Raw genomic sequence first — 26,966 nt, forward strand, 5'->3', positions numbered from 1 at the left:
TGACAACTTCTAATAGCTAAGTTACAATAGAGAGGGCGAAAGCCCTTTCTATTTTTTTAGAGGAGCGCTGCACAATATGATTATCCAGTTCATTCGTTTACGGTAATGTGAGGTACAGTTCATGAAAACTCAACCATTTTTTTCGAGGATGGGTTGGGTTTATTTGGCTGTGCCTTTTTTCATTCACCCAATACGAATGAACGAGGTGCTTTTCTATGTCCAAATGGAATAAACACGAGATGAAGGCCAGCCTGATCGGGAAGCATCAACATCTTTTTAGTTGTCCTGTATGCTCTCAACCCATGCGTATGGTGGAAGGCAAAAGCCTCCTATGTACGAATCAGCATTGCTATGATCTTTCAAAACACGGGTATTTACATTTATCCGCCCGATCCCATAAAACCAAGTATGATAAACAACTATTTAACTCCAGAAGAATGATGTGCAATAACGGATTTTTCGATCCTTTAAATGAAGCCATAAGCTGCACGATGATGAAGTTGATGAAGCCACTGTTCGATCAAAAATCACATCTGTACTTGCTGGATGCAGGTTGCGGGGAAGGCTCCCATTCAACCCACATTCAGGACAAGCTTACCGGGAAGGGAATCACCGAGCTTACAAGCGTAGGTATGGATTTGTCTAAAGAAGGTATTGTGGCCGCAGCCAAAGCATATCCTGATGCCCTCTGGTGTGTTGCTGATCTGGCTCATTGCCCATTTGCAAATCAACAATTTGACAGTATACTCAATATTCTGTCCCCTTCTAATTATGCTGAATTTAAAAGGATTCTTTCGGAGGATGGCTGCATCCTAAAGGTCATTCCCGAACAATATTACCTTCAGGAATTGAGATGCTTGTATGAACAGAAAAAGCCAGCTTATTCAAATGACAATATAGTAAGCCGATTTAAAGATCAATTTAATCTTCTATCCGCCGAACGAGTAACCTATCGCTTTATGCTAAATGCCGACCTCGTGGAGCCTTTGCTCCATATGACTCCCTTATCGTGGAGAGCTACGAAAGCAGACTGGCAGCGAATGCAGGCAATAGATTTACCGTATGTCACAGTAGATTTGCTCATCTTATGCGGTAAAAAATAACATACTAAAAAGCATTCACGGCATGTGATTATACATGCATCATGAATGCTTTTTTTCGTTAATGCTGTCGCTTAAGAAAAACGAGTGTAGCGCAACAGGTGAACCAGCCGATTCAGCCGTTCTATCTCCCGATCCAACTCATGCAGCGGCTGTCCGGCCAAAGCAGCGTTCGCTCTCTGATCACGTAGCGGGTTTATTTTCCGACCCATGAGTTTCAGCACCGTGGCCTTTCCCATGTTATTGACCACCACATATTGCGTTAGCGGATCAAGCTCAAGCCACAATACATGATGCTCTTGAAAAAATGACAGTAATTGCTTTTTTAACTTCTCCAGCTCAAGAGGCTCACCTACAATATGTGGATGATGATGAAAAGCCACATAGCCCATCACGCGCAGGTCACTTATGATTTGTTCCAAATGAAGCGTTTCGTTTATGTACACATTATTCGTGCTAACGCGATTTCTTGCACCATTCGTATGATTTTCCCGGATGACGTTCACCACCTGACTATCGTTTATTTTAAGGTTTATCTTTCCCCTTGTTCACTATAGCGCAATCGGCTTTGAACAAAAAAACAACCGGCTTATACGCCAGTTGTTTCCCGTTCCACAAAATACTTATTGGTCATATAATGAGCCTTGCCTCTGGAAGTATCAACCATTCCCTTTTTGTTGTCGAGAAAAACAATCTCCCGGCATTTGGTACAGTACCACTTGGTCCGCTTAAAGGGGGATTCTGTTACATACGATGTACCACATTTGCAATCTACTTTAATTAAGGTTTCTGTTGATTTGTAAGCTTGAGACAGCTCTCTTAAGCCAGTATCCGGCTGTTGAATCGGGATAATGACCTCCTGATAGCTTGAATACTGATTGTGCACTTTAAAGTCAGCCACCAGTTCCGCATGCAGTCCAAAGTACTCTTTGCCAATCTCGGTTACAAATTTCTTGCCGATTCTGTAACACTCAAGCCATTCCTGTATCTGTTGATTAGACAAAGGCACCGTGCCCTTGATACCACTATTTAATGTGTAAGTCATGATGTATAAAGTATCATCTTGTCTATGTCCGTACATGAGAAGCCTCCTTATAATACACTTGATAATGTACTACAAAGCGTACAAAACATCAATTTTATTATTTGGCAAAAGATATAGTAGCATTTCCAGGTATGGATTTAATATATCGTGAAATGCACCAAAGACACGTGCGAGTCTGTTAGAAAAGCAACTGACAATCCGTCAGTTGCTTTGTCTTTCTACATAGTATTTGTTGGTCATGTACCAGGCCTTGCCTGTATTCGTATCCACCATGCCCTTTTTACGATCCAGGAACACAATATTATTGCATTCCTTGCATGACCACTTGGTTCTCTTATGAGGTGATTCTTCTATATAGGAAGCACCACATTTACATTCTACCTGAATTAATGTTTTATACTGACTATACGCTTCTATCAGTGGGTCCAGATCTACAGCTTTGTGTTCCATTACAGGCTGTATCATGGATATGTGCTCTCTCTGCTCCGAGTATTCATTATGTACCTTGAAATCTGCTACCAACTCAGGGTTTAAACCAAAATATTGTTTGCCCACAACCGTTACAAATTTGCTGCCAATTCGATATGCTTTAATCCATTCCTGCACCTGTTTACTGGTCAGGTCGACAGTCCCCTTTATACCGCTGTTCAGCGTATAAGTCATCAAGTGTTGGTTGGGTGTCATGTGTCTTATTGTTCACCTCCGATCAAGAATATACCACAGGTAGGCTCTAGGCAAAAACCTGATTCATCTTCCATCCTGTCGCCATGCTGAGTACTGCTTTTGTAGGGATTTATATTCTTAGACTATCACTAGATGCATTTCTATCTAAACATAACTTTGTGGTACAGCTTTCCACCTCAATTATTCATATAATTTATTGGCAAACACATGGTATTTTCTTCCTTATCTATATAGTACACCACTTACACACAAATTCCCATATATTTCAGCGGTTTAATCGCTTTTTTCGTTATATATTCACCTTTGCTAGTTTAGATATATTGTGTCAGCTAACTTATCACAAAACAAAAGCCTTCCCGACCATCCTTCATTGTTGAAGGATCATTGAGAAGACTTTGTACCCCGCAAGGAACGAGAGGTCAGATTTTTAATTCGCCAAGCCTGATTAATTCTACGACCGCCTGTGAACGACCTTTTACGTTCAGTTTCTGCATTACGTTGGAAATATGGTTACGCACCGTCTTCTCACTAATAAATAGTTGTCCGGCGATGTCACGCGTCGTTTTGTCCTGCACGAGCAGTTCAAATACTTCACGTTCACGGTGAGTTAACAAAAACTTGTTTTTCTGGTCGTTACCCTTCGTCAATTTCACCCCTCCTTGCTCGGGTTTTGTGTGGTGTAACAAGGTTAAGGGATACAGTCAACACATTTTATGTCATGTGCTCAGGTATGGTTCAATGTGCGGATAAAAATGGGCATAGGCACCTTACTTGCAGCTTTAATGACGAGTTGGACTTTGTGTCTAAAATATGTATTGACAGGCATATAGGGCAGCCTTATGATAAGAAAAAATGCGACTGATAATCATTATCAAAAAAATGATAATTCGATATAGAGATCGCGCTATAGACTATGGTTCAGGGCCAGTTTGGCCAGAAAGGGTGTTCATTGATTATGAAACTACGTTATGCCGTGCCGGCCGGAGTGCTGGTCTCTTCTATTCTGTTTGCAGGTTGCGGACAAGCCGGAACTGCGGATCAGCAACCCGCTGCAACACCCAAAGATACAGGAGCAACAACACAGACCACGACTCCTGCGGCGACTGCTCCCAATTTTGATCAAGCGGTTGCGGCTTATCGTACCTATGCAACCGAGCAGTGCGATACGTTTGTGAAAAAGACAGAAGAATTCACGAACGCAGTCAAAGCTGGCGAGCTGGACAAAGCCAAGGCTTTGTATGCTCCAGCACGTATGTACTATGAACGAATTGAACCGATTGCGGAAGCACTAGGCGATCTGGATCCGAATATTGACGCTCGTGACGGTGATGTGGAGACAGCGGATTGGCGTGGCTTTCACCGTATTGAGAAAACATTATGGGAAGAAAACACCACCAAAGGGTTGGACGAGTTTTCCGACCGCCTGCTGAGTGATGCCAAGCTGCTGCGTGCCAAAGTAGAAACAGTTAATATTGATGCCAGCTTGATGGTAACAGGTGCAGTCGAGTTGCTGAATGAAGTATCTACCTCAAAGGTAACGGGTGAAGAGGAGCGTTATTCTCATACAGACTTGTACGACTTTGCGGCCAATGTAGAAGGTGCTCAAAAGATTTATGACATTTTGAAAACAGATCTGAACCAAAAAGACGCGGCGTTGGAAAAACAAATTGGTGAGCGCTTTACAGCCTTACAGCAGGAGCTGGCTCCTTTCAAAGACGGCGAAGGCTATGTATCGTATACCAAACTGAAACCGGAAGAAATTAAAAAACTGAGCCAGAACCTCGATGCTTTGGCAGAACCGTTGTCCCAAATGGGGAAATTGTTAGGAGTGTAATGATATGAAAGGCTTTAAGCGGCAAAAAGGACAAGAAAAGCCGCAGTATGCGGAATCCCGTAATGAAGAGTCTGATCTGACAGAAAAGGATGCTCAGTCCGCAGATGATGAGCGATCAGGAAAAAGTAAATCCGTATCCCGTCGTGATCTATTGAAGCTGGCCGGGGTAGGTGGATTAGGTCTACTGCTTGGCGGCGGTAGCGTGGGCGCTGTGCTGTCAGCCAGTCAACGCCTCGAAAGCATGATGACGGAGGCAGATACCAAGGATGTGGTTCCTTTTTACGGCAAACATCAGGCGGGCATTGTAACTCCAGCACAGGATTTTATCTGTTTCGCTGCTTTCGATCTAACGACCCGCGACAAGGAACAGGTGCGAAATCTCTTCAAGGCCTGGACGGAAGCAAGCGCTACAATGACTTCTGGTGTGCTGCTTGGCACTGATAATGAAAATCTCAACCTCCCTCCTTCCGATACGGGCGAGGCAGCAGGATTGTCTCCGTCCCGGACGACGATCACCTTTGGTGTGGGTCCATCCTTTTTTGATGGACGGTACGACCTGGCAAGTCTCAAGCCTGCCGGGTTCCGTGAGCTGCCTCGTTTTCAAGGAGACGCCTTGGATGAACAATGGTGCGGCGGTGATATCGGAGTGCAGGTATGTGCCAATGACTTGCAGGTAGCTTTCCATGCCCTGCGTAATTTGGCGCGTATCGCCAGAGGAACGGCGGTACTTCGTTGGACGCAGGAAGGCTTCCAGCGGACGGCACAAGCTGATCCTGCGGGAAGCACCCCGCGCAATTTGCTTGGCTTCAAGGACGGCACGGGAAACCCGGACACGTCCAAGGCAGACGAAATGAACCGGTTGGTGTGGACACAGACCAATGACGGACCGGCATGGATGGGCAACGGTAGCTATATGGCTGTACGCCGTATTCGTATGCGGGTAGAGGTATGGGATCGTTCAACATTAGGTGACCAGGAGGATACCTTTGGACGCCATCGCAGCAGCGGTGCCCCACTGGGCAAAAGCAAAGAGTTTGATAAGCTGGATCTGGCGGCTACAAGTCCGGAAGGCAAGCCGCTTACGCCCCCTACCTCTCATGTGGCATTGGCTCATGGGAACGGGAGTATTAATATTTTGCGGAGGTCTTATTCCTATTCAAGCGGATTAGACAAGCAAACAGGACAGCTCGATGCCGGACTGCTGTTCATCAGCTACCAGCGTGATCTGTTCAAGCAGTTCGTCCACATTCAGGAGAAGCTTGCACGCAATGACAAGCTGAACGAATATATTGTTCACAAAGGCAGTGCGGTGTTCGCCTGCTTCCCAGGTGTATCGCAAGGCGGATATATCGGGGATACGTTATTTTAGCAGCAGGCAAGGAAGGGGATTTATATGAATCGGCGCAATAAAAGCTTGGGGTGGATGTTTGTACTGGTAGCAGCTCTGCTGCTGACAGTAACTCCCTTCATATCCGGCTCCGGGTCGGCCGCTTTCGCACAGTCAAATGCTAAAGCTGTCTCTAATGATCAGCTAATGCCTGTGGTCGGCGGAGCACTGGTGGAGGCGGGACAAGACCAATGGACGGAAGCCTCCAAGGACCTAAAGGAATTCCGTGGTTTGTGGGAAGCCGCCAAAGCAAACGGCGGAGATTCAGCCCATATCGCGGCCGTAGATCAAGCTCTGACCGATGCGGAAGAGGCTCTTTCCCATGGCGGCGGGGATTCAGCGAAAGCTGCGTTATCCGTGCTGGCGCGCTCGGTCAATGAGTTCGTGACTGCTGCCGAAGGAGATAAACCGGCTCCAGCCGGAGCCAAAGCAGCGGAAAAGCTGCTTCCTATGGCGAAGGGCAGTCTGGCTGCCATGCAAAAAGGCGATTGGGCTGCTGCGCGGGTGGATTACGACCGAATCGTTAAAGCATGGTATCAGGTGGAGACACCGATTCGACTGGATCATTTTTCAGTATACAGTTCGCTTGAAACGAAAATCAGCCTCATCCGCATCTCTATGCAAGCAGAGCCCATACGTCAAGCACAGGCTCTCAAGGAAATGCAGGAGTTAACGACACTGCTGTCTGATTATAGTCAGGGCAAACTTGCGAACACAGATCAAGGAGCAGATGCAGGCAATGCCGCTGCCGGAGCGGCGAATGGTTCAACAGCTTCCCTGGGCGATGCAGTCACCCTGCTCGAATCCGCACGCCAAGATGTTGTAGCTAGTCAGCCAGAGCAGGCCGCAGACAAGGTAGGGCAGTTTATCGCTCTATGGCCTTCCGTCGAAGGACATGTACAAATTTCCGATCCGGTGTCTTACACTGCAATTGAAAATCAAATGACAGAGACTTCCGGATATCTGCTGTCTTCTCCACCGAATAGGGATAAAGCCCTGCAGACTCTTGATCAGATGCTGGACAGGCTCCATCCGTTGACCGAGGAACGTTCTTATACTGCATGGGATGCCACACTGATTTTGCTGCGCGAGGGCCTGGAGGCCATTCTCGTGCTCGCAGCTCTGCTGGCGTATGCCAAAAAAAGCGGCGAAGCCGTGGCTGGACGCTGGATATGGGCAGGAGCTGGTACAGGACTGGTGCTAAGCGGAATACTGGCGGTGCTGTTCACCTCGCTGGTGGCAGCTGCTGCATCGGGCAGCATGCGTGAGCTGCTGGAAGGTGTCACCGGGCTGGTGGCTGTTGTGCTGATGCTAACTGTCGGTAACTGGCTGCATAGCAAATCCAATGCTGCTGCGTGGAACCGCTTTGTGGAAAACAGCGTAGGCAATGCGCTGGCACGGGGTAGCCTATGGTCGCTCTTTGCGGTTTCTGCGCTCGCGATTCTACGTGAAGGGGCCGAGACAGCTATCTTTTATATCGGTATGGCTCCAGCCATCGAAACCTCGCAATTGCTGATCGGCATTGGCTCGGCAACGGTTATACTGGTCGTTCTTGCATTTGCAATCATCAAGTTCAGTGTACGGTTACCAATTCGCGCCTTTTTCCTGACCGCCACTGTACTGATTTACTATCTCGTATTTCGTTTTCTGGGTGAAAGTATTCATTCGCTTCAGGTGGCTGGCAAGCTTCCGGGACACACCGCGTCCTCGCTTCCATCCATTAGCTGGTTGGGAATGTATCCAACCTGGGAAACATTTACCCCACAAGCCCTTGTGCTGATCTTTATGGTATGGCAGCTTGTTCGTCAGGAGATACGCAGTTCCAAATCACGTTAAATCGATACTACAATACTGAAAATGAAAAAACGCCAAATCACAGGTCCGTTTGGTACCGGATCCCATGATTTTGGCGTTTTTTCATACTTACATTACATCCTCAGGCAACGCAATCATACGCTGATGATGCAGAAGGTCCGTGCGATCACCGTGTTCACGAATGATATGCACTTTCCCGCGATAATCGAGCAGTTCCGCCGGAGTAGCATGTCCCAAAAAATATAATGGGCTGTAGCTCAATCCATAGGCTCCTGCATTCGGAAAAGCAATATAATCGCCCTCTTGAATCGGGGGCAACTCCGCTTTTTTCACTATACAATCCTCGGGTGTACACAGCGGACCAACAATGCTTACCGTCTCCAGCTCCGTAGAAACCTCTGCTGATTGTCTGCGCATAATTCGCACAGGGTAATTGTCCCTTAAACGGCGTCCCCGAAAGGTAGCTGCGACATAGTGGTTCATGCCGCCATCAGCTACGACAAACTTCTCTCCCTTGGATTTCTTGGTATACAACGCCCGGCAGACATACATGCCTGATTGAGCGACCAGATACCTGCCGCTTTCGATGATCAGCCTAACCCCCGGCATGCGGGATCGGGTCTGCTCCGCGAGTGCATTAAGTCCATCAATGACGTGATCCATATCAAGCGGCTGCTCATGGGCAAAATAAGGTACACCAAACCCGCCGCCCAAATTGATCGTATGCATCGCCACACTATACTGAGCCTGCACCCGTTCTGCCAACTGCAAGGTATTCGCAAATGAAGCTAAAATCTGATCCGCTTTCAGCATTTGCGTACCTGTATATACTTGAATGCCTTGAAAATATACGTGCGGGCAATCTTCCAGCACCTTAAAAAAGTGATCCAGTTGCCCTTCATCGACTCCAAAAGGGCGCGGAACACCGCCCATTTTAATGGTTGCGCCCGACAGGTCATTATCGGGATTGATTCGAACCGCAGCCCTGACAAACACGCCCGTTTGGGCGGCAATGTCCTCCAGTAGACGCAGCTCTCTCACCGATTCGACATGAATGCAGCCGATCCCACAGGTTATCGCCTCACGCAGCTCAGCTATTGTTTTCCCCGGTCCAGCGTACAGTACGTCCTCCGCAGCATACCCGGCCTCCATGGCGACGAACATTTCTCCAGCCGAAGCAATCTCGACACCGCAACCTAACGAGCGCAGCAACCCAGCCAAGGGCACGTTACCATTAGCCTTGAGCGCGTAATGTACACGCACGGCCGGGTGTAGCCGGGCCAGCAACGAGCTGACGTGAGCATGCAGCGCGTCTCCATCATAATAATAAAAGGGTGTCGGATGCTCGCCGAATCGCTCCAGTAAAACTTCGTCCTTTTGATCCATCTGCTGAATCCCCTCCTCTCTTTGCTTGAATATTCCGTATTTTGCATTATTCGAATCTCACCGATTGAAAACCACGACCAACTTATACTGCATAGATCGCCTCGCCTGAGCGCGCTGCTTTATGAATAGCTGCCAGCAGTCTGACGCGTTCAGCAGCCTCATGAAATGGAATAGGCTCCGTTTCACCCCGGATGATGCTGCAGAAGGCATCCAACTGATTGACATAATAGTTCATAGGCTCAAAAACTGTTTTAGTAGGCAAAGATGACTGTGATAACGCGGACCGTGCTTCCACATCCGATATATTCACCGCGATATCCTTCTTTATTTCCGTCTTGAGTGTCATTTTATAGAAACCCAAATTCGCTCGAAAGCAATCCTTTAAGGTGACTACTGCCGAATCAAAGGTCAGTACATGAGCACAGCGATAAGGACGCTCAAATGAGAAGAGGGCAGATGCCTCTAGTCCGCTCGGGTAACGGGCTTGCGCGTGAAATGTCCAGTCACAGCCATGAGGGCCAGCGAAATCCGATTGACTGTGGAATTCCGCCTGCTCCAATCCAACAACGGCCTGAAGAAACTGGAGCCAGTACACACCCAAATCCCAAAAGCATCCCCCACCCTGCTCCGGACGGGATCGGTAATTGTCCGCATGCCCTTCTTTTGCCGGAATGCATAGACTCGTTTCTATGGAGCATAAGCGACCATAACGACCTGATTCTATGATTCTTCGCAGTTCACGCTGCCAAGGGTGATGCTGCACCATGACTCCCTCCAGCAGATAAGCGTTGCTCTGTTCGACGATAGCCGCCAAGGGAGCCAGATCAGCTGTATTCAGGCATAACGGTTTTTCCACCAGCACGTGCTTGTGAGCTTGTAAGGCTCTGCCGATCCACTCAGCATGTAAATCGTTGCTGAGCGCAATATATACAGCGTCGATGTCCGGGTCTTTAAGCATATCCTCAGCATGACCATAAACGACATTGACTTCATAACGCTCTGCCATTTCTTGGGCCTTGGTAACCGTACGATTCGCAAGCGCGGTCACGCGTGCTCCTGCAACATGTCGGATCGGTTCCAGCAACGCACGAGGGGCAATGGCAGAACAACCAATGATCCCGAAGCGAATATCTTGCATCGCAGGTTCTTGCGCAGCCGCGGCAGCGTTCATGATCCCTGCTCCATTCCTGATGGCACTTGAATGCTCTTCATATAGGATTCTATATAACGTGGCGTCCGACTGCGCAGCTCTACGATTCTCCGATGCATTTCCTCCAGGATCTGGGCACTGGCGCCATAGGTTTCTATCCATGTCTCGTAGCGCATGCCTAACCCCAGACGTTCCCATAGATCCGCATTATGCTTCTCATGCACGCCAAACGGCTCCAGCATAATCAGAGGAGTAGCTGTAGCGAACGAATCGGTCAGGCTGCCGCCACCGGGCTTGCTGACAATGGCCTGGGCATGACATGCTCGGTCCAGCATGCAATGGTAATCCGGTCCGACCTGATACACCGTTTCATCACCTATTTTCACCTCTCCGAAAGGTGGAAATGTATGCTCCCCGGCTTCATTTCGCTGCCATGTTCTCCACTGCGGGTCCATCCGAAAATAGCGTATACTGTCCCGCTCTTCATCTGGTTGATCCTGATCATACAACAACAGATCCAGTTCCCAGCCCGCTTCTTCTAACCGTCCAACCTTCTCACGGTAGGTGCCCATCCCCCAACCGCCGCCATGTACGAATAAACGGGCTTGCCGTGCTTCAAAAGGGATATGCTCCACTGCCGGGATGTCAATATAGTGGTTGACTCTATTTTTATCATTTTCAAACAGGGTCGTTTCTCCACAGCCATCAGCAAAATGCGGGTTATGCTTGGCTAGATTTTTCCAGGAAGGAGAAGGTGTCGAATCCATATACACAATGTCCACATGCACCGACTCCGACTCTCTGCGCTTGCGATACTCCTCCAGTACATACATCCAATGACCGGATAAGCATATAAAATACCGCCGATCCTCTTCTATCCATTGGTTCAGCAGTACTTCCATCGCTGCGGGGTCCAGTGAATTACGCATATCCTGCGGAACCTTCTGCGACATTAAGGCCACTGCAAAATTGTCATGGTAAGCTTTCCGGCTTTTGTCGACCTTGAGTCGGGCCGATTCCGGCAGTACATTTTCAAATACATGGATCGCCGTATCCATGCCCAGCCTGCGAAGACCCGCTTGCAGCAGCAAGCCAGGGGTATAAAAGCCCAATCCGAAACCGGAACACAAAATCGTTACCTTCATAAGCTTCTCCGTACTCTTACGCATGCTTATACGCCTCCCGTTTAATTCAGCACTGTAAAATGTCGCTCTGCCAAAAAACGCTCCAGCTTTGTAGTCAATCGCATTTTTTCCTCATCATTCGCAGCAACCAGTTCCAAATAAAGCCGTCCTTTGCCTCGTGCCCGTTCATTTCCATCAGCTTCTTTTGTACCACTCAAGTCAGGCTGACCCATGCCGTTCCCTTCTGATCCGCCATCGCCGGCTCCAATCCCACTTATACGAACCTGCTTGGCAGATGATCTGCCTCCGCGCCCGGTTGCATTTCTGCTTGGCACAGGGGTATGGCCTACAATCCTGTTCTCACCGTCACGTCCACCTGTGTTTACATATAACGTATTGGCTCCCAAAGGCATGACACCTTCTTCACATTCACCTGTAAACAGCAATCCCTCGCCTTCTAGCCCTAACAGCAGTTCTTCATAAGATAGACTGCCATCATGGGAAAGCGAATAATTCGTCAACGTGCCACGCATATTTTTCCCGGCCAGATAGGTATCGAGCTGATGCTTAATCAAACTCATCGACTTTCTGGCATTAATTTCGATAATGGGCTCCAGCTTTCCACCACGAAGTGTCATGGAGTCTATGCATACATCGCCGTAATATCCATCCCGATACAATTGCTGTCCCACATCCTGCATTAAGCTAAAATAGCCGTCACGCTCCAGACGCTCCATAAAAGCCCTGTCCGGCGATAGGGATTCCCGATAGGCGAATTGAGTATTGGCCAGCCATTGCACAGATACGATGTCGACACGCCCATCATCGCCAATCGTAAATTGGCATGAAAAATCCTGCTCTTTCTCCAGAAAAGGCTCCAGCAAGAACAGTACCCGTTTGCCTTTGCGCTCCTGTCCACGCAAATACGATACGACCCGGTCCAGCATTTGTGTCGAAGTGATGTGCAGATTACCTTTACCCGATACGCCAAAATCATCCTTGATTAAAAAGCTTCCATCCCGCAGCAGTTTACGCCCTGCTTCAGCGACATCCGCAAACGAAGTCACAATATGACCAGGGTTGCGCAGACCAAGACTGCGTTTCAGCTCAGAGGAATAGGTTTTGGCATTTACCTTGCGAATCGTTTCCAGCGGCGGCTGATGCAATGTAATTCCCCAAGCACGCGCGGCCTCTTCCACATGCGGCAACCCCGCAAACGGGCTAAGCACACAGCCTTCCAGTTGAGGAAAACCTTCTCCAGTATCACTCTTGCGACTACTCAGCAGCTCGAAAACGGAAGCGGCCGACACATTGCCCGCCTGTTCCATTCCGTCGGTCAAATCCCGTTCGTTTACAGCCGGATGAAAGCCCAGCTGCGCAATATACTGACGATGTACGGGCGAAATGGCAAAACGTGTCAATAAGGCATCTCCCGGCTGACAAAAGCTAAATAGCAATTCATCCATAGCCGCTACAATGGCAGAAGAAGCCCGGTCAGGCAGGGCGGGCAGGGAAGCTAGCTCGCTATCTCGCCAGTAAGCCTCCGCTTCGAACGTTCCCATATATAAATGACGCTGGTTAGGTATCGCATTCATATGATTCGCTTCCTTTCCTGCTTCATTATGAACCTAGTACACGGTAGCGCTACTGGCTCGCGCTCGTATAATCACGTAGAGCAAACTGCCATATCAAGCGAATAATCGCCAGCAGCCAGAGAGGTGCAAGAAATGCCCATAGCATCAAACCGGGTTCCATTTTGCCGAGAATGAACATGGGCGGAAAATTACAGATGACAAACACCGGGAGCACAAACAAGCCAATACGCTGAATCAGGTTACTGTACACGGCCATCGGCACATAGTTTGTCTCGAAAATGCTGTTGGATAGCTCTGTAACACCGTTCGTGCGAATAATCCAGAAGGCCAGCAGTTGGGGCAGCAAAAATACGGAGTATGCCGTAAGCACTCCGCATCCGAGCAGCACGGAGAACCCTCCTACGGTTTCCAAATTAAACGGCAATCCGAGTCGATGCCAGCCGACCCCCGTCATAATTCCGCCGCCAATTACATTCGGCAAGGTATAGCCCAGCTCAAATTGACGCAGTGTCACCATAAATTGCAGCGATACGGGTTTGGTCATGAGCACGTCCAGTGAGCCGGTACGAATTTTGTCAGGCAGGCTTGTAAAATTACTGTAGAACAATCCACTATAAAAGCCGCTCATCATCGTAAACACGCCGATATATAACAACATAGCGTCAGGAGACCAGCCGTTAATGTCTGTCCCAGCGCGGTATGGAAGCGATGCGTACAGCAGCTTGATAAACAAATAAGCTGTTTCAACCAGACATGCACTTATAAAGTTAGTGCGATATTCCATTTGCGACATGACGGAAAACTGGACAAATTTCCAGTACAGTCTGATGTAGCGCCTAATGTTTTGGAAAACATTTTTCATGTTAACCCCCCACTGAGACAAAGCGTTTGACCCCGGCTTGCCACACCCAGCGTGATACGGCCGCCAGCACTACAATCCAGAGCCATTGCACGCCAATGCCTTTAGCGGCTTCCAGCACAGTCAGCTTGCCCGTCAACGCATTCACCGGAAAAAATACAGTGTAGCTGAAAGGTAGCAGACTGAACAGACGGGCCAAAGCATCTCCAAAAATCGTCAGCGGAAACACGGTACCACTAGCTACATAAATAACAAGCGACAACGTATAAAAAAGTCCCGCCGATTCCGTCACCCAAAAGGCTATGCCGCTGAGCGCGTAATAGACCACAAAATTAAGCACAAGTGCTCCCGGCAACGCCAATATGTAAAGCAGGATGTACGATAGCTCGAAGCTGATTTGTCCTTCCAGGCTAAGACATAACAGCAAAATAGCAGCCGCCAGCAGCACAACTGCGGACTGTATGACTTTGCCTCCAATAAACCGGCAAAAACGGTAAGCAAAATAATGCACAGGCTGTACCATGAATTTTGCCAGTCCACCTTCCTTGATATCTGTAGCAATTTCATATTCAAAGCCCGTCGCAATCAGTTTTCCAGTTACTCCTGCCATGACCACATACACCAGCATTTCCGGCAGAGAATAGTCCACCACTCTTGCTTGTCCCGAAGAACCAAATACAGCTAGCCAGAGAAAAATTTGCGTCATGATGGGCAGCATAAATCCCGCCATTTGGAGCCAATAATTAGCCCGATACTCCATTTCGTTTTGCATGCCAAGCTGGAGTACTTTCACATATTTGTTATTTCGCATCAGCCAGCCTGCCCCCATCGTACAAATTGGCTATCCCCTCTTCCAGCGGGACGTCCTCAATCGTAAAATCAACGACAGGCAGTGCGTCCAAAATCTTTTTGGACCAAGCCAACGTATCTTCTGCATCCAGCTCAAATACCGCCTCCAGCTCCGAGTTGGAGCGAAGTTTGCCGAGGCTCGCCAATGTTAGGTTGGATACGGGGTTCTCCAGTCGAACCTTAAGTAATTTACGGGCACCGATGACCTCATTTACCTTGTGCAAGTCTCCGTCATACACCAGTCTGCCCCCACTGATAATGATGGACCTAGTGCATAGATCCTCAATGTCCTTCATGTAGTGGCTTGTCAGCAAAATGGTCGTCCGGTGGGTGCGGTTATAGGCTTTGAAAAACTCTCGAATTCGCCGCTGAGAAACAAGGTCCAGTCCGATGGTCGGCTCATCCAGTAAAATGACCCGTGGACGATGCAGCAGCGCGGCGATCAGTTCCATTTTCATACGCTCGCCGAGCGATAGCCGCCGAACCTGCACATGAAGCTGCTCCTCCACCCCAAGCAAAGTGACCAGTTCATCCAGCGCTTCTTTATAACGATTATCATCGATTTCGTAGATAAGCTTGTTCAGCTCGAACGACTCGCTTGCGGGCAAATCCCACCAAAGCTGGTTTTTCTGTCCCATCACGATGGAAAACTGACGTTTAAACTCTTTTTGTCGCTTCCAGGGAGTAAAGCCGAGTACCGATGCCTCCCCTTCCGTGGGATGGAGAATGCCGGACAGCATTTTGAGCGTTGTTGTTTTGCCCGCCCCGTTGGGACCAAGAAATCCGACAATTTCTCCTTCCTCAATGCTAAAGCTAACGTTTTGCACAGCCTTCTTGGTCAGCTGTTCACGCTTAAACAAATTTTGTAGTGATTTGCGCACGCCCGGCTCCTTTTTGTAGTACGTAAACGTTTTCGACAATTGGTTTAATGTAATGGACGGCAATGAATTCCCCTCCTCTTTCCTCTATGCGTGATACCTGGATGAACGCGCCTGATATTACCGAGTGCTTTGGCTACTCAGCTGCTTGCTCTGTCAAAATCATCAGTTCTTCCAGCATATGACGCTGTCTTTCAATCAAATGCAGAGCCCGTTCTGTAATCTCAGGCATCCGATGCTTACGCAATTGGAGTCCTGTTTTGTAAATATGCAGATTAAGCTTGTGCCAATCCGCGTACAACGCCTGTGCCAATTCAATGATATGCTGTGCTTGCGGCCCCAGCGTAGCTTGATGCAGCAGGCAATAATCAGCTGTATAATCCGCCAAATGAAGAGCGCTGCCCAAGCGCAGATTGTAATAAATTTCATGGCAGTACGTCCGAAACTCCTGATCCTCCATGTCTTCTAACAGATGGAAGTCACCGACAAATGCCCGGTAACCCGCATCTCCCCGCTTGACATGCTGGTCTGTTGTAACTTTTTCACCCGTCACATACTGACGAATATGGTAAGCACACGCAGCATGCATCTCCCTTGGCGAAAGCGGGACAGGCTGCTCCACCAGCCATGCATACTCAATAATGCCCTGCATGAGGTCGTCGAGCCGGGCTGAGCCTACATAAGTCATCGCATGTCCCGAGGAATCGAGCAGGAAGCTATCATTCACCTGTGCCATACGTTCTTGCAAGTCCAGTCCGTACAACTCAATCACATGACCCCTTGGGTAATTTTTCACATATACATCGTGATAGGTTAAAGCGGTGCTCGACGTATGCAGCATCGTACCATAGCCGGATGTGAGCACCTGCAACAGATCGGTTTCATTGCTGACTCCTTCGATCCACGGTTCTACCCGAATAACCGGTCCGCCACTGGCGGCCATTTCTTGAAGCTGCTCCGGATATTTCTCCGGCCCGAAGCGCTTCAAATCTCCACCGTACTCCGCGCACATACTCCCACACAGCATGAACAGCTCGGCTTCGGCCATGTTCACCCCATACCTCTGCAATGAAGTACGCAGGGAAGAATATACACAATGCTTTCCTGGGAGAGCATTTGCGATTTCTTCTGCACTATGATCAACCATGGAATTATGACGGGTCACCATATCGGACTGCAGCATAGGTCTTGTCTGTTCAGCGCCCTTATGCATATTTGTTCAGCAGACGCTCAATGCCTTGCAGTGTAGATAGATGCTCCAGCACCAAATCGTCGTCCTCCATCGTAATATCAAGCTCATTTTCCAATTCTACAATTAATTCAACAGCGGATAAGGAATTCAGGCCCAAGGTTCGCAGGTCCTGATCCGGAGTCAACTGTTCCAACTCGCCGGGAGCCAGCTTCAAAACCTTTTCCAGCAAAGGTACTACATGGTATACGTCTGTTTTCATTCTCAATTCCCTCCTATTTATGAGCATCCTAATCCAGCAATGATGCCTTCCAATTTGTGTGCATAAGCATCCGCTTCCTGCCAACTGTCTGCCAAAATAAGTGTGAAAATCCGGTTCACATAGCCCCGCTTTACAGGAATGCCAGACAAGGTACCCGCCGTATAAACAAACACCCCTTCAGGCCGTTCGGGTGTATAGAGCAAGCCTTCCTCCGCCAGCAACCCGCACAAACGGCTGTAGGTGAGAGGTGTAGCGGTCACGTTGCGGTAATAACGGGACAAGGTCTTATGCCGTTCTCCCAAGACAGAGGACAGGAACGAGATGTAAGTAGACAGGGTAAATCTGCCATTAATCTCGATCACCGGAATCAGCAAACCATCTTCGTCAACAAAACCGTCAATGGAAGCCATTCCCGTATACCCGATGGAATAGAGATACGTTCCCAACTGATAAGCACATCGTCTCACTTCTTCCTCCAGCGTCTCGCCAATATCAGCGGGAACCTGGGAGCCGATATAGACTGTACCGTCTACGTTTTGCCTTTTTAGCGAAAACATCGTCACCCCACCGCCCTCGTCAATGCAGAGCTGGTAGTTCAGATCCATTTGCTTATTGTGCCAGCGCTCCACCAGCCAGCCGCCAGAAGACGATGACGAGCCGCCGAAGCGTCTCATCACACTCAGCAGTGTGTCCAGCTTGGACAGCTCGTCCAGCATATACATGCCTTGTCCCGAGGCCCCGTGTGGCTGCTTGATAATCAGCTTCACAGGCTCGTCCGATAAGCCAGCCAGTCTCTCACATTCTCTGCGAATTGCCGCTTCGTCTACACATACAGCGCCTTCGCTGACAGCAAAACCAAGCTTTTGTGCGGTCAGACGGCTAAATATTTTATCATTCACCTGGGCGCATACCGCAGATGGAGCACCGATCAACTCCAGCCCACAACGCTCCGCAATCGCTTCCTCCTGCGGTGTGACCGCATAGGGTACGAGCCACGCTTTGGCTCCGCCGCTGCTATGGCCTGCATCCGCAACCGCACGTAGTCGTGCCAAAAGTGCGTCATCCGCCAGTACTAACTCTGAAATCGGCGTTAGCGGATCAGAAGGCTCTGGCACCTCAATACGCGGCAGGCTGAAACCTAACCGCTGAAGCATGTCCAGAAATGCCTCATCCGGCTGTTCACGGAGTACAATGACATCCTGACTTCGGCATAGCAGGAGATTCATTTCCTCCATCCGGTTTACGACCTGCTGTTCATCCCGGTCTACCATGCCCCCCTTCCGGGGGGATGGATGCCACACTTGCTCTGCGCCGATATTAAACAGCCAAATCAGGACCCCATGATCCCGTTCATGAGCAAGTGCTTCCACAAGGTTAATCGTTTTAGTCGTCACGTCTTGTCATCATCCCTCTCTCTTCCATCTAGTAGCAAACAATATTCCATAGGAGATTCATAGGAAACTAAATGTATTTCAGAGAGCCTGCCCCATGCAGATACAGCACACTGCATTTGGAGCACACCGGCGTCAATCCTTCATGATTAATCTTTTGACGGGTTTTTTCATACGCATCCGAATTCCATATTTCCTTCAGACTGTGCTCACGCAAACTTCCAATCGTGAACTCACTGAAAAATTTGCAAGGCATAACCTTTCCGTCTGGTAAAATATCTGTTCTGGAGGTGAGCGCCAAACAATGATTGGAACAACGGCTGACCATTTCCTCGCCATGTATAAATTTATCAATTTCCTCATAATCCAAGCCGGGCTGATAACGCACGCGAATGTTCCATACCCGCTCATTGATCCGCTGTAATTCCTGCATCAGAGGGTCGATGTTAGCCGGGTTGATTTTATATTTAAAAGCATGCCAGCTACTAATATTTTTTTCTTCAAGTTGTCGGAGCCAGGAGAAATTACGTGTAAAATATTCATCCATTTTAAAGGAGGTTTCTTTGGAAATGTACCAGGGGAACGTTAGCAGCACCAGATCCAGCCTCTTATCCTCCAGCATTTGCAGAAATTCGTACATCCGTCCGATCATGTTATCGTTAATGACCGCATGGACAGTTACCCGTCCCTTGTACAATCCCTGATCGCGAAGTTCAATCAGCTTATCCATCTGCCGCATTGTTTTCTGAAAGGTGCCTTTACCGCGTATTAAATCGTGTTCTTTTTCAAAACCCTCAATCGCTATTAACAACTCCAGATTTTCGGACAAATCCAAAATCCGGTCCAAATATTTATCAATGAGTAGTCCATTTGTACAAAAGGTCATCTCACGCCGATCTTCCGCCAGCACGTCCAAAATTTCATCAAAGCGCCGGTGAAACATCGGTTCACCACCCCACATGTACAGTCTGGACTTCACTTCCTTCGTTTCGCTCAAAATCTGCCGAAGCATATCCGGGGCAAGATCCATATTCTGTTCTTCTTTATCCATTTGGTGATGATAGCCTTCCTCGTTCCATTCAAAGCAGTGCGTACATCTTAAATTACAACGGTTGGTCAGCTTAATACCGATCGTCTGGGGCATGTCCGTTTTGAAAGCCGGATCCTGTGTTGCGTTACGATAAGACACGGAAGCGTTTTTCAGGTTACGCTTGATGAGCTTGAAAGCCTTCTCATCAATCAGCACATTGCTTTTGGGCTGCATGCTAACACCTCGTTTAATGGATTTTCAGGCAAAGTCTACCCTGCGTTCAGACTGTCTCCATACCTTCCGGGTGCGACACTTGCTCCGCATCGCTAATTCCTTGAATGTAACTGCAAAACGCATCTACTGAACGGAGATGTTCCAACTCAAAGGAATCAAAATCAATCTCCACATCAAATGCATCCTCCACTTGCAGCATGAAATGAACCAACTGCAATGAATCCAGTCCCGCATCATGAATAATGTCCGAATGTCCATTCAGCTTAGCGACCAATTCAGGATCTTCCTTGACCGCGCTGATCATTTCAATCACTTGGCTTTGCATAGCAAACTCCTCCTTGTGAATGAGATCCTACTCTTCCGTCCAACGATGCCCTTTGAAAAGCTCCTAGTAAAATTCCTTGATTGGAACTATATTCAATTATACTCCTCCATTGAAGAGACAAGTCAATAGGTTGTTTTGTAAGTAAAAGTCGCAAAATGTAAATTAATGTATGATAAATTCTACAAATTTTTCTGCATTTATTATTCATTTATAGAAGCTACACTTGAAAGTGATCAGCCTCTTCCCTCTTGTATGAAGTGCGTAATTATTTTACAATATAAACGAAAATATTTTTCTTAATTACATTTAATTAAATGATACTTTTTTTCACAAAAGCATTATATAGCTAAAGGAGCACAGCTCATGTCCCCCATTCTTCATACATTATCCCATCGACTGGAGCAGTTGCCTGTACAAGAGCGTAAGCTGGCGGAATCTATCCTGCAAGCCCCGGAGGATGTGCTACATCTGGGTATTCGGGAACTGTCAGAGCGTTGCGGTGTGAGTGCCGCAACCGTTACACGGTTTTGCAAATCACTACATTTTAAAGGGTATCCCGATTTCAAAATGAAGCTGGCCGCCGAGTTGTCCCATTCCAACCTTACAGGTGAAGAATCCTATCAGGACATTGTGGCTGGAAATTCACTTTCCCGTATCGTGCAGGCTATTCAGGCAAACCATACCGCCTCCATTGCAGACACGACCCGGTTGCTGGATTTGGGCAAGCTGGAGCAGGCCATTGCATGGCTGTCAGCCACAAGCCGTATTGATCTCTATGGGATGGCAACATCCTCGATTGTGGCACAGGATTTTTACCAGAAGCTGATCCGTATTGGCAAGAATAGCACTGCCTTCGCAGATTCTCACATGCAGATTACCTCTGCCTCCTCGCTCGGAGCGGAGGATGTGGCCTTTGCCGTCTCTTATTCAGGAGAAACCCAGGAGACCATTGCGGCTCTACGCTGTGCAAAGGAACAGGGTGCCAAAACTTTATCCCTGACCTCCTTCGGAAACAATACGCTGGCAAGCCTTGCGGATATTGCGCTATTTTCCTCCTCATTGGAGGAAGGAATGCGACGTGGAGACATGGCCTCCCGCATCGCCCAGCTTCATATTATAGATATCCTATTTACAGGTATGGTGAGCACGAATTTTGACAAATATATTCCGAGATTGGAAGGTTCATATCAACAAGTGAGTAAGCTTAAAAAACAACCAGGGGGGCACTAAAGATGAACATTCGCATTTTGAACAGCCGTGAAAACCTGAACGCTACTGCTGCCACTGTGATCGTCAGCTTGCTGCTGTCCAAACCACAAGCTATGCTGGGCTTGGCCACCGGTAGTACGCCGATTGGCATTTACCGACATCTTGCGGATATGTACTGCAAGGGTCAGGTGAGCTTTGCTCGCGCCTACTCCGTGAATCTTGATGAATATGTTGGTCTCTCCCCAGAACATCCGCAGAGCTACCGAAGCTTTATGAATGAGCACTTGTTTCAGCATATCGACATTCCCATATCTCATACACGCGTCCCTAACGGGAATGCCCTAAATCTCACAGCAGAATGTGCAGCGCACGAGCAGGCCATTCTGGATCATGGACCTGTGGATCTCCAATTGCTTGGCATTGGTCATAACGGCCATATCGGCTTTAACGAACCCGGTCACAGCTTGACCGGAGCCACACATGTTGTAGATTTGAAAGAAAGAACGCGCTCAGCGAACGCCCGATTTTTTGGCGATATCAATGCAGTGCCCAGACAAGCAGTGACGATGGGGGTTGGCACCATTCTTAAGGCGAAGCAAATTATGCTGGTGGCCTTTGGCGCAGAGAAGGCCGACATTATAAGGCAGGCTTTAACTGGACCCGTCACAACGGAGTGTCCGGCTTCCCTGCTGCAATGCCACCCCAACGTGCTTATTTTACTGGATCAGGAAGCAGGAGGATGGTTCAAATGAAGTCAGATGAAATGAACAGTAACATACCGCAGCTATTGTATGGTCAAGTCGTCGTTGGGAATGACATCATTCCCAACGGAGTTGTCATCATTGAGGGGCAATCCATTGTATACGCTGGTTCAGAGGAGGATATGCCCGTGGACTGGACCTCATTGGTCTTAGGCAATCCTGAAGAAGTTGCCACACAAGCGGCGAATGTTGTTCGTCAGGAGGAGGGGTACCTGCTGCCAGGCTTTATTGATATTCATATTCACGGCGGTAACGGTGAGGACTTTATGGACTCTGATCCGAGGGTGCTGGATGCAATCACCTCTTTTCACAGTTCGCAAGGAACGACGGCTATGCTGGCTACTACTATGACCGCGCCCAAGGAACGAATTGAACGGGTATTAAAAGAAGTTCACACATACATGGCATATCCCATGCCCCATGCGCAGTTGGAGGGGGTGCATCTGGAAGGACCTTTCATTAGTCCGAACTGGGCAGGAGCACAAAACCCGGAACATATCGTGCCTCCGAACCTCGCTTGGATGGCAGAATGGGAGCAGCGCTATCCGGGCCTTGTTCGCCAGGTCACACTTGCGCCTGAACAAAATGGTGCCCTTGAACTCATCGCATGGCTGCGTAGCCACGGCATTACTGCGGCACTCGGTCATACGGATGCTACGTATGAAGAGGTTGAACAAGCAGCATCGTCGGGCCTGAACCATGCCGTGCACACCTTTAATGCCATGACTCCACTGCATCACCGCAAGCCAGGAGCTGCGGGAGCCGTACTCGCTGATCCGCGCATTGAAGCAGAAATCATCGCAGATGGCATTCATGTGCATCCTGCTGCTATTTCCCTGCTTGCCAAGTTAAAGCAGGACCATAATCTCATCCTCATCACCGATGCCATGTCAGCCACCGGGCTGGAAGATGGTCATTATAAACTCGGTGATTTGCCAGTGATTGTACAGGACGGTGTTGCACGACTGGAGGATGGCGTCACTTTGGCAGGAAGCACACTAACGATGATTGAGGGCTTCCGTTATCTAGTTCAACATGTAGGCTTGAGTATCCCCGAGGCATCACAAATGGCCAGCCTGAATCCGGCTCGATCCCTGAACATAGCTGATCGAACAGGTTCACTTGAAGCAGGTAAACAAGCAGACGTCTTGTTGCTGAATGCCGACTTAAATCTGCAAGGTGTATGGATTAAAGGAGTGCGCAAATCGTTATAGTTATATAATCCCCGCAAAAGAAAGAGCTATTCCATCAGCGTAACTCGCCGAGATGGGATAGCTCTTTTTGGGATATTCTCAATTAAGGGTTTGAATTAGCGATGATTCATCGGTGCGGGCGTATTATTTTGTGGACGTGTTGGTGTTGTATTTTCCATTGGACGGTTTGTATCAGCCGCCGAAGTCGGGAATACACGTTCAATCACATCCACCATTTCATTGCTCAAGCCTCTGATCGGATGACCATTTTGTACACTGCGTGTAAAGTCAGAGGTTTGTCTAACAAAGTCCGGGTTAGCCGATACATGCACCTGTTCAATGGAAGGTGCAAATTGCTTAATCTTGTTAGCAATACGGCTCTTGACTGCATCAGTTGGTTCATATGCAGTTCTTGCTCCCTCGATGGTGTTGTTGCCGTTATCTGTGCGATTGTTGTTGTCCGTCAAGCCACGCAACATACCGTACGAGCCTGTACCCATCGTACCGAACAAACCGTCATCACGACGTGCAGGTGTTCCATTCCCGGTAACTCCATTGTCTGTCATTCCAGGCGTTGTAGTACCTGTAGTTCGATTTCCTCTGGTGCCATTAACGCCATTCACACTCGGTACATTCCCGTTACGCCCAATATTATTAGCACTCGGAGTACCGTCAATGCTTGGAGCACCGACACCCGTTCCGTTAGCTTGGTCTTTCAAGGAAACGGCTACATAGGCATGTCGTTCACCAACCAATACTGTCGCAGACTTTACATCCGGCATCTCGGATATACGTTTAGACAAGTTGCGATCGACTTGCAGATTACGGATTGGATGTCCGGTTCTGTTGCCATTTTCATTCAATGACATCCCGTCCATACCGTTGGATTTAACCCCATAACGATTCACACCATCCATACGGTTTACACCATCTAAACCATAACGATTCACACCATCCATATGCTGTGTGCTTTGCGCGTTATAGCGTGTACTGTTCGTACGAACGTTATGATCAGCATTTCCACACCCGGTTAAAGCAGCCATGCTGGCAAGTAAAGCAGCTGAAATCGTAAAACTGATGACTTTTTTAGTTCCTGGCATGAACTCATCCTCCATACATATAAAATGTGTGACGAGATTAGCATGCGCCATCAATCTTAGGGATATCCTGACTAAAAAATGACTGAAAAAATAAAATTTTAATGTAAATATGAAATACAATTGATGATTTACCACAAGATGGCATGTATAATAAGTTTGAAATACTTAATTTTACAAAAAGGAGGATTTACAGTTTGAAGAAGCTCACCGTTTTGATGCTCATTTTTTTGTTATCCGTCACTCTTATCCCCGCCGGTGCTTTTGCAGGCTCCACTACACCTGAAGCACCGAAAGCTCCCGCCGGAAGCTGGACAGAAGGCCCACCACCTAATCGCGTTGATCCTACCAAACCCGCACTATTGTTTGTACATGGTTTGAACAGTAGCGCCGAAGTGTGGACCAAGAATAATAATGATATGCTTCAGCAAGCACGTGACGCTGGGTACCAGACGGCCACCATTAATTTGTACGATGCGAATGGCACATCCCAGGATATGTGGGACAATGGCAAGCTTCTAGCCGACAAAATCAAAGTCATTAGTAATCATTTCGGAAAAAAACTCATCATCATCGCCCACAGCAAAGGTGGAGTGGATACTCAAACCGCTCTCGTGTATAACGGAGCAGCTCCTTATGTACAACGTGTCATCACCCTCAGCAGTCCCCATCATGGTTCACAACTTGCAGATCTCGCCTACAGCAGCTGGGCCGGATGGCTGGCAGATATCGTCGGCTCACAAAATCCCGGCACCTCTACATTACAAACATCTTATATGAAGTATTTCCGAACCAAAACGGATGCACTCAGTAACGCGACTACAATTCCATTCTTCACGTTTGCTGGTGATAACTGGTCTGGCGGCACTGCTTCCTACATACTGGGTGGAATGTATCTCTCATCCTTCGGCAAAAATGATGGAGTGGTCACAGTCGACAATGCTAAGCTTCCCGGCGGACGTGTAGTTAAAATCGGTTCCTGGGATCATGCCAAGGTTCGTACCGGTTCTTACGTCTTCTCCCTGATCCTACCTTACCTCCAAGCGAACACTCCAGCATTGAATCAGGAAACTGAGGCATTTTCAGCAGCGTCTTCCCTGACTGCTTCTGCTGTACAATCCACCTATAACGAGATCGATAATTCATATTTTATTCGAGGCGGCGATTATAATGGAAAAGCCTCCGAAACCCTCACGGTTGAAAATGGTGTCCAATCCATTGATCTGGACTGGATCAGCGATAAACGTGTAAGTCAGCTTGAGCTGACCAAACCTGACGGTACTAGCGAATTGCTTAATGTGAAAGCAGGTCGTGATGAAGAAATCTTTGCTGGTGCCTGGCATCATAGTGCAGTAGTTACCAATCCCCAACCAGGCATCTATAAGTTGAATGCCGTAATTCCTGATCATGGTGCATATCTCCTGATTGCACGCTATCATGCCGCTCAGGTCCCTGAGCTCAAATACAATCTAAATGCAGTGGGCCCGAGACTAAATCTGAAGTCCCAGGATTCCCCAACCAGCGTTACACAAGTCACTTACCAAGTTCAATACTATGGTGATCCGCAACAAGGAATGACTACAGCGTTCAAAGGTCTGACATTGCAGCAAAAAACCGTTACTCCTACTGGGCAAATTGAGCTTTCCAAAGCGGACAAGCCAGGCATCTATTCCGTAACCTATGAAATTAACGGCACCACAGCAGCAGGATATCCTTACCGCCGTACAGCAGTTCAATCCATTTATATTGACGCTGACGGCAACAAGTATGTTGACTAAATAAATCTACAACCTAAAAAGCCTGCAAACACCTATCATAGTGTAGGCGTTCGCAGGCTTATTTATTATTCCAAACATCTTTTATAGAGAAATTACAGTGTAATCCATGTATTGTGTTCAATCCGCTGTCTGATTCCTCAATTTATGAAGCCAATAATAGCGGTGCAGCTCCATAATAAAATGAAAAAGAACAAATGCAAGCATGGAGTATACACACATCAATACTGTAGCAACGAATTGTTGTGTAGCAAATCCGAGGGAAAGATTGGCTATCAAATAACCAGCCCCGGTAAATGTGGTCATTGTTACTACAGCTTCTCGCTTGTGTTTTTTCTTCACTTTTGGTTCTTTCTTATAAGTTGAAGGATTTTTGAATTTCGCCAGATGATATTTGATATAGCAGTACAAGGCGATTCCATAAGCGGCAAAAGAGCTTATAAAATACCATGGAGTATCCAGACCCAACATACCATAAGCAAACTTTTGTGTCATAATCATGAAGCCAATAGAGCATACCAAACCAAATACACCACGGAATAAAATATAATTCAACTGCAATTTGCGTGGCATTATGACCAGTACAAGCGCCCAAATATTAATCAGAACAATCGGTGGCATCAGCACATAAACATAAACTGCAATGTAGGGATTTCCTATTAAGGGAATAGTCAAAAACAGATCTAACAGCAATAAAACAAGAATGATAACATTGGAGCGAATACGGTTAACTGGATACAACTTCATATTTTTTTCGAATAAAGCCCTGCTATCACTCATAAACATATAAGCCC

General features: G+C 47.8%; 26 protein-coding genes. 8 read left to right on the forward strand and 18 right to left on the reverse strand.

From position 1 onward, the window contains the following. The first annotated feature begins 215 nt into the window (after positions 1-215). Positions 216-1,103, forward strand: coding sequence for a putative RNA methyltransferase (locus PPM_RS20715; protein WP_013372769.1), 888 nt, complete (start codon positions 216-218; stop codon positions 1,101-1,103). Positions 1,104-1,174: 71 nt separating this feature from the next. On the opposite strand, the gene PPM_RS20720 is transcribed toward PPM_RS20715, so the two are convergent. From PPM_RS20720 to PPM_RS20735, 4 genes are all read right to left on the reverse strand, one after another. After that, a complete protein-coding gene (locus PPM_RS20720) occupies positions 1,175-1,609 on the reverse strand; it encodes a hypothetical protein (protein WP_173364588.1) in 435 nt (144 codons plus the stop codon). Between the two features lie 80 nt (positions 1,610-1,689). Beyond that, entirely contained in the window at positions 1,690-2,181 is a 492-nt protein-coding gene (locus PPM_RS20725) for a hypothetical protein (RefSeq protein ID WP_013372771.1), read from the reverse strand. Between the two features lie 165 nt (positions 2,182-2,346). Further along, positions 2,347-2,829, reverse strand: coding sequence for a hypothetical protein (locus tag PPM_RS20730; RefSeq protein WP_013372772.1), 483 nt, complete (start codon positions 2,827-2,829; stop codon positions 2,347-2,349). A 419-nt stretch (positions 2,830-3,248) separates the two neighbouring features. Further along, a complete protein-coding gene (locus tag PPM_RS20735; protein WP_013372773.1) occupies positions 3,249-3,476 on the reverse strand; it encodes a helix-turn-helix domain-containing protein in 228 nt (75 codons plus the stop codon). 308 nt (positions 3,477-3,784) lie between these two features. Here PPM_RS20735 and efeO point away from each other — a divergent pair, with 308 nt between their 5' ends. Genes efeO through PPM_RS20750 form a run of 3 tightly spaced genes read left to right on the forward strand, consistent with a single transcriptional unit; the run spans position 3,785 to position 7,886 of the window. Continuing rightward, a complete protein-coding gene (gene efeO, locus PPM_RS20740; protein WP_013372774.1) occupies positions 3,785-4,663 on the forward strand; it encodes an iron uptake system protein EfeO in 879 nt (292 codons plus the stop codon). 4 nt (positions 4,664-4,667) lie between these two features. Beyond that, positions 4,668-6,032, forward strand: coding sequence for an iron uptake transporter deferrochelatase/peroxidase subunit (gene efeB / locus PPM_RS20745; protein WP_013372775.1), 1,365 nt, complete (start codon positions 4,668-4,670; stop codon positions 6,030-6,032). A 24-nt stretch (positions 6,033-6,056) separates the two neighbouring features. Next, positions 6,057-7,886 carry an FTR1 family iron permease gene (locus tag PPM_RS20750; RefSeq protein WP_013372776.1) on the forward strand — a complete coding sequence of 610 codons (1,830 nt, stop codon included), beginning with the start codon at positions 6,057-6,059 and terminating at the stop codon, positions 7,884-7,886. Between the two features lie 87 nt (positions 7,887-7,973). Here PPM_RS20750 and PPM_RS20755 read toward each other — a convergent pair whose 3' ends face one another. The 12 genes from PPM_RS20755 to PPM_RS20810 form a co-directional block, all read right to left on the reverse strand. Further along, complete coding sequence (locus PPM_RS20755; RefSeq protein ID WP_013372777.1) at positions 7,974-9,251, reverse strand: type III PLP-dependent enzyme; 1,278 nt, start codon at positions 9,249-9,251, stop codon at positions 7,974-7,976. Positions 9,252-9,333: 82 nt separating this feature from the next. Next, positions 9,334-10,422 carry a Gfo/Idh/MocA family protein gene (locus tag PPM_RS20760; RefSeq protein WP_013372778.1) on the reverse strand — a complete coding sequence of 363 codons (1,089 nt, stop codon included), beginning with the start codon at positions 10,420-10,422 and terminating at the stop codon, positions 9,334-9,336. Beyond that, entirely contained in the window at positions 10,419-11,570 is a 1,152-nt protein-coding gene (locus PPM_RS20765; protein ID WP_013372779.1) for a hypothetical protein, read from the reverse strand. Before PPM_RS20765 ends, PPM_RS20760 begins: the two co-directional genes overlap by 4 nt. Before the next feature lie 17 nt (positions 11,571-11,587). After that, positions 11,588-13,120: a hypothetical protein gene (locus tag PPM_RS20770; protein WP_013372780.1), complete on the reverse strand. Its 1,533-nt coding sequence runs from the start codon at positions 13,118-13,120 to the stop codon at positions 11,588-11,590. Between the two features lie 49 nt (positions 13,121-13,169). Beyond that, entirely contained in the window at positions 13,170-13,982 is an 813-nt protein-coding gene (locus tag PPM_RS20775) for an ABC transporter permease (protein WP_013372781.1), read from the reverse strand. Position 13,983: 1 nt separating this feature from the next. After that, positions 13,984-14,790: an ABC transporter permease gene (locus PPM_RS20780; RefSeq protein ID WP_013372782.1), complete on the reverse strand. Its 807-nt coding sequence runs from the start codon at positions 14,788-14,790 to the stop codon at positions 13,984-13,986. Continuing rightward, positions 14,780-15,772, reverse strand: coding sequence for an ABC transporter ATP-binding protein (locus tag PPM_RS20785; RefSeq protein ID WP_013372783.1), 993 nt, complete (start codon positions 15,770-15,772; stop codon positions 14,780-14,782). The genes PPM_RS20780 and PPM_RS20785 overlap by 11 nt, the downstream gene beginning before the upstream one ends. Positions 15,773-15,842: 70 nt before the next feature. Next, entirely contained in the window at positions 15,843-16,919 is a 1,077-nt protein-coding gene (locus PPM_RS20790) for a hypothetical protein (protein WP_173364589.1), read from the reverse strand. Continuing rightward, a complete protein-coding gene (locus PPM_RS20795) occupies positions 16,912-17,157 on the reverse strand; it encodes an acyl carrier protein (protein WP_013372785.1) in 246 nt (81 codons plus the stop codon). Before PPM_RS20795 ends, PPM_RS20790 begins: the two co-directional genes overlap by 8 nt. Before the next feature lie 17 nt (positions 17,158-17,174). After that, positions 17,175-18,551, reverse strand: coding sequence for a peptide ligase PGM1-related protein (locus PPM_RS20800; RefSeq protein ID WP_013372786.1), 1,377 nt, complete (start codon positions 18,549-18,551; stop codon positions 17,175-17,177). A gap of 67 nt (positions 18,552-18,618) precedes the next feature. Further along, positions 18,619-19,812: a radical SAM/SPASM domain-containing protein gene (locus PPM_RS20805; protein ID WP_013372787.1), complete on the reverse strand. Its 1,194-nt coding sequence runs from the start codon at positions 19,810-19,812 to the stop codon at positions 18,619-18,621. A gap of 46 nt (positions 19,813-19,858) precedes the next feature. Further along, positions 19,859-20,137 (reverse strand): acyl carrier protein, encoded by a 279-nt coding sequence (locus PPM_RS20810; RefSeq protein WP_013372788.1) that lies wholly within the window; start codon positions 20,135-20,137, stop codon positions 19,859-19,861. Positions 20,138-20,500: 363 nt separating this feature from the next. On the opposite strand from PPM_RS20810, the gene PPM_RS20815 reads away from it, so the two are divergent. Genes PPM_RS20815 through nagA form a run of 3 tightly spaced genes read left to right on the forward strand, consistent with a single transcriptional unit; the run spans position 20,501 to position 23,321 of the window. After that, positions 20,501-21,367 (forward strand): MurR/RpiR family transcriptional regulator, encoded by an 867-nt coding sequence (locus PPM_RS20815; protein ID WP_013372789.1) that lies wholly within the window; start codon positions 20,501-20,503, stop codon positions 21,365-21,367. A 2-nt stretch (positions 21,368-21,369) separates the two neighbouring features. Beyond that, the gene (gene nagB, locus PPM_RS20820; RefSeq protein ID WP_013372790.1) at positions 21,370-22,098 is read left to right on the forward strand and encodes a glucosamine-6-phosphate deaminase; all 729 of its coding nucleotides are present in this window, start codon (positions 21,370-21,372) and stop codon (positions 22,096-22,098) included. Then, entirely contained in the window at positions 22,095-23,321 is a 1,227-nt protein-coding gene (nagA, locus tag PPM_RS20825) for an N-acetylglucosamine-6-phosphate deacetylase (RefSeq protein WP_013372791.1), read from the forward strand. The genes nagB and nagA overlap by 4 nt, the downstream gene beginning before the upstream one ends. Positions 23,322-23,416: 95 nt before the next feature. Here the strand turns inward: nagA and PPM_RS20830 are convergent, their stop codons facing one another. Further along, on the reverse strand, positions 23,417-24,400 hold the full coding sequence (locus PPM_RS20830) for a YhcN/YlaJ family sporulation lipoprotein (protein ID WP_013372792.1): 984 nt from the start codon (positions 24,398-24,400) through the stop codon (positions 23,417-23,419). Between the two features lie 194 nt (positions 24,401-24,594). Here PPM_RS20830 and PPM_RS20835 point away from each other — a divergent pair, with 194 nt between their 5' ends. After that, complete coding sequence (locus PPM_RS20835) at positions 24,595-26,175, forward strand: esterase/lipase family protein (protein ID WP_013372793.1); 1,581 nt, start codon at positions 24,595-24,597, stop codon at positions 26,173-26,175. Positions 26,176-26,292: 117 nt separating this feature from the next. On the opposite strand, the gene PPM_RS20840 is transcribed toward PPM_RS20835, so the two are convergent. Beyond that, positions 26,293-26,958 carry a hypothetical protein gene (locus PPM_RS20840; RefSeq protein WP_013372794.1) on the reverse strand — a complete coding sequence of 222 codons (666 nt, stop codon included), beginning with the start codon at positions 26,956-26,958 and terminating at the stop codon, positions 26,293-26,295. Positions 26,959-26,966 lie beyond the last annotated feature (8 nt).

The organism is Paenibacillus polymyxa M1, from assembly GCF_000237325.1.
Classification (GTDB): Bacteria; Bacillota; Bacilli; order Paenibacillales; family Paenibacillaceae; genus Paenibacillus; species Paenibacillus polymyxa_C.

Excerpts from the sequence above, each read along its gene's own strand:
- PPM_RS20715 (WP_013372769.1), top strand. The coding sequence starts at position 216 with ATGTCCAAATGGAATAAACACGAGATGAAGGCCAGCCTGATCGGGAAG.
- PPM_RS20725 (WP_013372771.1), bottom strand. The coding sequence starts at position 2,181 with ATGTACGGACATAGACAAGATGATACTTTATACATCATGACTTACACA.
- PPM_RS20730 (WP_013372772.1), bottom strand. The coding sequence starts at position 2,829 with ATGACACCCAACCAACACTTGATGACTTATACGCTGAACAGCGGTATA.
- efeO (WP_013372774.1), top strand. The coding sequence starts at position 3,785 with ATGAAACTACGTTATGCCGTGCCGGCCGGAGTGCTGGTCTCTTCTATT.
- efeB (WP_013372775.1), top strand. The coding sequence starts at position 4,668 with ATGAAAGGCTTTAAGCGGCAAAAAGGACAAGAAAAGCCGCAGTATGCG.
- PPM_RS20750 (WP_013372776.1), top strand. The coding sequence starts at position 6,057 with ATGAATCGGCGCAATAAAAGCTTGGGGTGGATGTTTGTACTGGTAGCA.
- PPM_RS20755 (WP_013372777.1), bottom strand. The coding sequence starts at position 9,251 with ATGGATCAAAAGGACGAAGTTTTACTGGAGCGATTCGGCGAGCATCCG.
- PPM_RS20760 (WP_013372778.1), bottom strand. The coding sequence starts at position 10,422 with ATGAACGCTGCCGCGGCTGCGCAAGAACCTGCGATGCAAGATATTCGC.
- PPM_RS20765 (WP_013372779.1), bottom strand. The coding sequence starts at position 11,570 with ATGCGTAAGAGTACGGAGAAGCTTATGAAGGTAACGATTTTGTGTTCC.
- PPM_RS20770 (WP_013372780.1), bottom strand. The coding sequence starts at position 13,120 with ATGAATGCGATACCTAACCAGCGTCATTTATATATGGGAACGTTCGAA.
- PPM_RS20775 (WP_013372781.1), bottom strand. The coding sequence starts at position 13,982 with ATGAAAAATGTTTTCCAAAACATTAGGCGCTACATCAGACTGTACTGG.
- PPM_RS20780 (WP_013372782.1), bottom strand. The coding sequence starts at position 14,790 with ATGCGAAATAACAAATATGTGAAAGTACTCCAGCTTGGCATGCAAAAC.
- PPM_RS20790 (WP_173364589.1), bottom strand. The coding sequence starts at position 16,919 with ATGCATAAGGGCGCTGAACAGACAAGACCTATGCTGCAGTCCGATATG.
- PPM_RS20795 (WP_013372785.1), bottom strand. The coding sequence starts at position 17,157 with ATGAAAACAGACGTATACCATGTAGTACCTTTGCTGGAAAAGGTTTTG.
- PPM_RS20805 (WP_013372787.1), bottom strand. The coding sequence starts at position 19,812 with ATGCAGCCCAAAAGCAATGTGCTGATTGATGAGAAGGCTTTCAAGCTC.
- PPM_RS20810 (WP_013372788.1), bottom strand. The coding sequence starts at position 20,137 with ATGCAAAGCCAAGTGATTGAAATGATCAGCGCGGTCAAGGAAGATCCT.
- PPM_RS20815 (WP_013372789.1), top strand. The coding sequence starts at position 20,501 with ATGTCCCCCATTCTTCATACATTATCCCATCGACTGGAGCAGTTGCCT.
- nagB (WP_013372790.1), top strand. The coding sequence starts at position 21,370 with ATGAACATTCGCATTTTGAACAGCCGTGAAAACCTGAACGCTACTGCT.
- nagA (WP_013372791.1), top strand. The coding sequence starts at position 22,095 with ATGAAGTCAGATGAAATGAACAGTAACATACCGCAGCTATTGTATGGT.
- PPM_RS20830 (WP_013372792.1), bottom strand. The coding sequence starts at position 24,400 with ATGCCAGGAACTAAAAAAGTCATCAGTTTTACGATTTCAGCTGCTTTA.
- PPM_RS20840 (WP_013372794.1), bottom strand. The coding sequence starts at position 26,958 with ATGTTTATGAGTGATAGCAGGGCTTTATTCGAAAAAAATATGAAGTTG.